Origin of the sequence: Microcoleus sp. PH2017_08_TRC_O_A, from assembly GCF_020738665.1 — a bacterium.
Taxonomy (GTDB): Bacteria; Cyanobacteriota; Cyanobacteriia; order Cyanobacteriales; family Microcoleaceae; genus Microcoleus.
Window position 1 is genome coordinate 1 of the sequence record NZ_JAEQCE010000178.1, and the last position, 3,811, is coordinate 3,811.

Here is a 3,811-nt window from a genome sequence, read left to right on the forward strand (position 1 = left end):
ATATTTGCCCTCATGGCAACGTTCTGAAACTTTACCAAAATGGGATATCACGATTATCCCATTTTGACTGGTATTTTATTTGTCCGCGAGTCCCTTAGTCAAAGATTGCAAGGGTTTGATGTCGCTGATGTCATTTCTGCTAAGGCTTAGATCAGTTAATTTAGTCAAAGATTGCAAGGGTTTGATATCGCTGATGTCATTGTTATCGAGGTCGAGTTTTGTGAGACTTGAAAGTTTCCGATCGGCCGCATCACAGTCAGTAGTCTTTGATTTCCGCAACATCACTTCAACAGTATGTTTAGTTTCTGGATTTAAAGAAGCTTTTTCGCGACACCAATCACCAAATGTTTTGTTTGCGGGTTGTGTCTGTGCGACTGACAAAGAAGATATATTTCCACACGATCCTAAACCGATCGCACTAAAAGCAACTACCGCCACCAACCTTGACAAATTCACGTATTTCTGCATAACCATAAACTTCATAATTTTGCACCTCTAATTCCCTAAATAGTAAAGTTTTAGACAAAAAGCCTTCAGAGAGGACAGTCGTCCTCTCTACCAATTACACTCAACTCAAATATCTAACAATTCACCAAATGCTGCATCAATATCAGTCTCAGCAACAGCCACAGACTGAGCAACTGGTGAACGATCAGGAGACTCCACCGACTCCACCGAATGCACTTTTACTACAGGTGATTCGGCCACAGGTTCCACAACAACAGACTTAGATTTCTTCACATTAATTACAGGCGAATCTGCTCCATTTTCTCCATTTTTACTTGTTTCATTCCGCAGCAACATTGCCATCAAACCATCCAACAAACCCCCACTACCGCCGTTACCATTGACTGTGACATCGGGAACAACGCGAACGCTACCATCCGAAACCGCTTGCATCAATTGCAACAGCGTGTAACTCTGCGTACCGAGGGCATTAACACCAACTTGATAAGCATCCGCTTTTGCTTGTCCCATTAACCGAATCCCTTCTGCTTCACCACTTGCGTGTTCGATCGCAGCAGTTGCACTCAATTGAGCAATTTTCACCCCTTGTTCCGCCGCTACCACCTGATTTTGAATATTGGCGATCGCAGTTGCGCGCACCAATTCTTGACGCTGATACTCTGAAATCCGCTGTACTTCGTAGGTTTTTTCCTGTTCCTGAGCAATTTTGCGATCGGTCAATGTTTGCATCAACTCTGCTGGCGGCGAAATCAAACCGATCAGCGTGTCCACAGCCTGCACGTCATAGGCACGTAAGGCTTGACGGACGTGTTCGGCGGCCTCTGCTTGGCGTTCGCTGCGTGCGATTAAAAAGTCGAGAATCGTATATTCTTGAGCCGAATTCCGAAAGTAATTGCCCACAATTGGACGCAACACTTGGTCGATGAGATTTTGCATCGAACCTTGCCGCGAAATGACTCTCGGTGCATCCAAAGTACCGATATGAATGATTTGAAAAACTTCTAACTCAAAGGTAAATCCGTCAAAAGAAAGCAATTTCAAAGCGCTTAATTTCGAGTCGTAGCCGTGTTCTCCGCTGAACCGTGTTGTGAAGTTTAAAACTACATCGGTAGTGGGAACAAGTTCGACTTTCATCACCTTTGTATTGATCGGATGTTTGCCTGGGTAAAGCGGTTCTACCCACACGCCTTTATCACCTTTGTTGACGAGATTTCCGTGGGTAAAAGCCACACCGCTGACATCTTTGTGCGATTCCCCTACATAGGAAATGACTACGCCAACATAGCCGATCGGCACTTCGGTCATTTTCACTTCTTCAACTTTCACAAACCAAGGGTTCAGGTTCCAAGAACCGGATAAAATTACCTGTTCTTGCAAGCCCCTGCGCCCGCCACCTTTGATGAAGGATTGCGCTTTTTGGAAGTTGTCGTGACCGGGAATTATCGGCCCAGCGATTTCACCTTCATCAATCGGAACTCCGTCGAGCACGTTGGCAATTCCCACGAGATCGGGAGCAAGTTTGTATAGATGAAGTTCCGATGGCTGCATACCTTTTGCAGCGGCATTAGCTGAAGTAATCACCTCAAATACAGCCGTATTGATTCGATAAGTGCCAGTGGTGAGAATTGCTAGTTGCCGTCCTTTTTCGCCACCGTCGGTGAGGAATTTGCGGGCATTTTGGTAGTTGTCGCAATCAACGACTTTGCCTAAAATGCGATCGGAAGGAATGGTGGCTCCGTCATTAGCAATAATTAACCCAATTTCATCTTGAGGAACCACAACAACAGGTTCTTTGCGAACGCTATATTGCCAGGGAAAATAACCAAAATGCCAGCCGGGAGGCAGGGTATCTGCTTGCAAACCTCCTTCACCATCAAGGGCAATCAATCTACTGGATGGCAAGTTTTTGCTGGAGAATTTCTTGGTAACAATGCCTACTTCTCGTTCGCCGATCGCAATTAAGCCCAAAGTCCAACCAATTTTGGGGATAAACATGAACACAAGGAACATTGCGCCTACGGGAAAGATCCAAATCGGGATGGTAAAACCTTCTTCTGTCGCTGGTTGGACTGGTTGGGGTTGGGGAGGTGGCGGATTGGTTTGTGCGGGAGTTGGTGGGGCAAAAGTGCCTGCTAGTGCGATCGTGGTTGCGAAAGATGCTGCTAAGGGTAAAAGCTTGCGAAGCCAACGTGATTTAGTCATAGTTTTTAACCTGCTTTAAGCGAAAAGGTACGGGAAATTTGTTTACTACAATCAGTATTCAATAGATTTCTGTTGGAGTCAATTCATTAAAGTCATGAGTTATGCTCATAAAAGTCATATTTGGAATATGGGTGGCCAGAAACCGGGTTTTTTCCGAAAGACTTCGTTTATAATCCATAGATTAGCTAAAAACCCGGTTTCTTTGGTTGTGATGCGTAACTCCTGTTGATATCAACCACCACCACCACCACCGCCACCACCGCCACCACCGCCACCACCGCCGCCACCGCCGCCACCACCGCCATCACCACCGCTACTAATGATAATGACTGGAATTACTTCTTCGTACTCCTGATGGTAAGAGCAGTTTCCACAGTGATGGGTAACATACCTGTTTCCTGAAGTGCTAGTAGTTGCAGGAATCAAAACTTGATAAGTCCGTTTAAGATTGAACGTTTTGCACTCAGGGCATTGTCGATCATTGATTGATTTCTTGATTCCTTGGTAAATAATGACGCTGAAAGTCAACACAAAGAGAAGAATCATCAACGGAAAAAACACTACGGACATAAACAATACCAAACCAACTAGCAAAAAACCGATTACACCCATTATGTTATTTATGAAAGAGCCTTCTCCTCCCTGGTTGCCACTTTGTTGCCAACCAGGTGTAGGTACATTCAGAATCGCCTGGGGAAATGCAATCTGCACTTCTAATTCTTGTTCCGGCTGAATAGCCTGACTTGCCACAAATTCAAAAGTTTTCGGATCTACTTGACGAGGAACTGCTGCTGCACCAAAGTTTATAAACGATACAACTTTCCCTGACAAAGCATCTGGTAATTTCACCGTAACTTTTCCAGTATTAACTGGCGCTTTCCGACCCGCTGCAATGGCTTTCCAATAAACTTGAGTATTTCCACCATCTAGCTGTAATCCACCTACCACTCGATATTTGATCACAAAAGTATGCGTGTCTGGCGGTTTTAATTCATGTTGCCAACGAATCCAAAGTTGATTGTTTTCATTGCCAGTGGTACTCGGAATTATTTGATTATTTTCAGAAACAGTGACATCTTGAATTGCATCGACTTTATCTAACGGAATATAGCGATACCGTTCATTGTTGTATGCTGCTGTG

At 44.6% G+C, this 3,811-nt stretch carries 3 protein-coding genes; all 3 read right to left on the reverse strand.

Annotation, left to right across the window (positions count from 1 at the left end):
* Positions 1-75: 75 nt before the first annotated feature.
* Positions 76-483, reverse strand: coding sequence for a leucine-rich repeat domain-containing protein (locus JGK22_RS32710; RefSeq protein WP_293314520.1), 408 nt, complete (start codon positions 481-483; stop codon positions 76-78).
* Between the two features lie 90 nt (positions 484-573).
* On the reverse strand, positions 574-2,670 hold the full coding sequence (locus JGK22_RS32715; protein WP_293314525.1) for an SPFH domain-containing protein: 2,097 nt from the start codon (positions 2,668-2,670) through the stop codon (positions 574-576).
* Positions 2,671-2,901: 231 nt separating this feature from the next.
* On the reverse strand, positions 2,902-3,811 hold a 910-nt coding region (locus tag JGK22_RS32720; RefSeq protein WP_293220756.1), incomplete at its 5' end, for a DUF2207 domain-containing protein.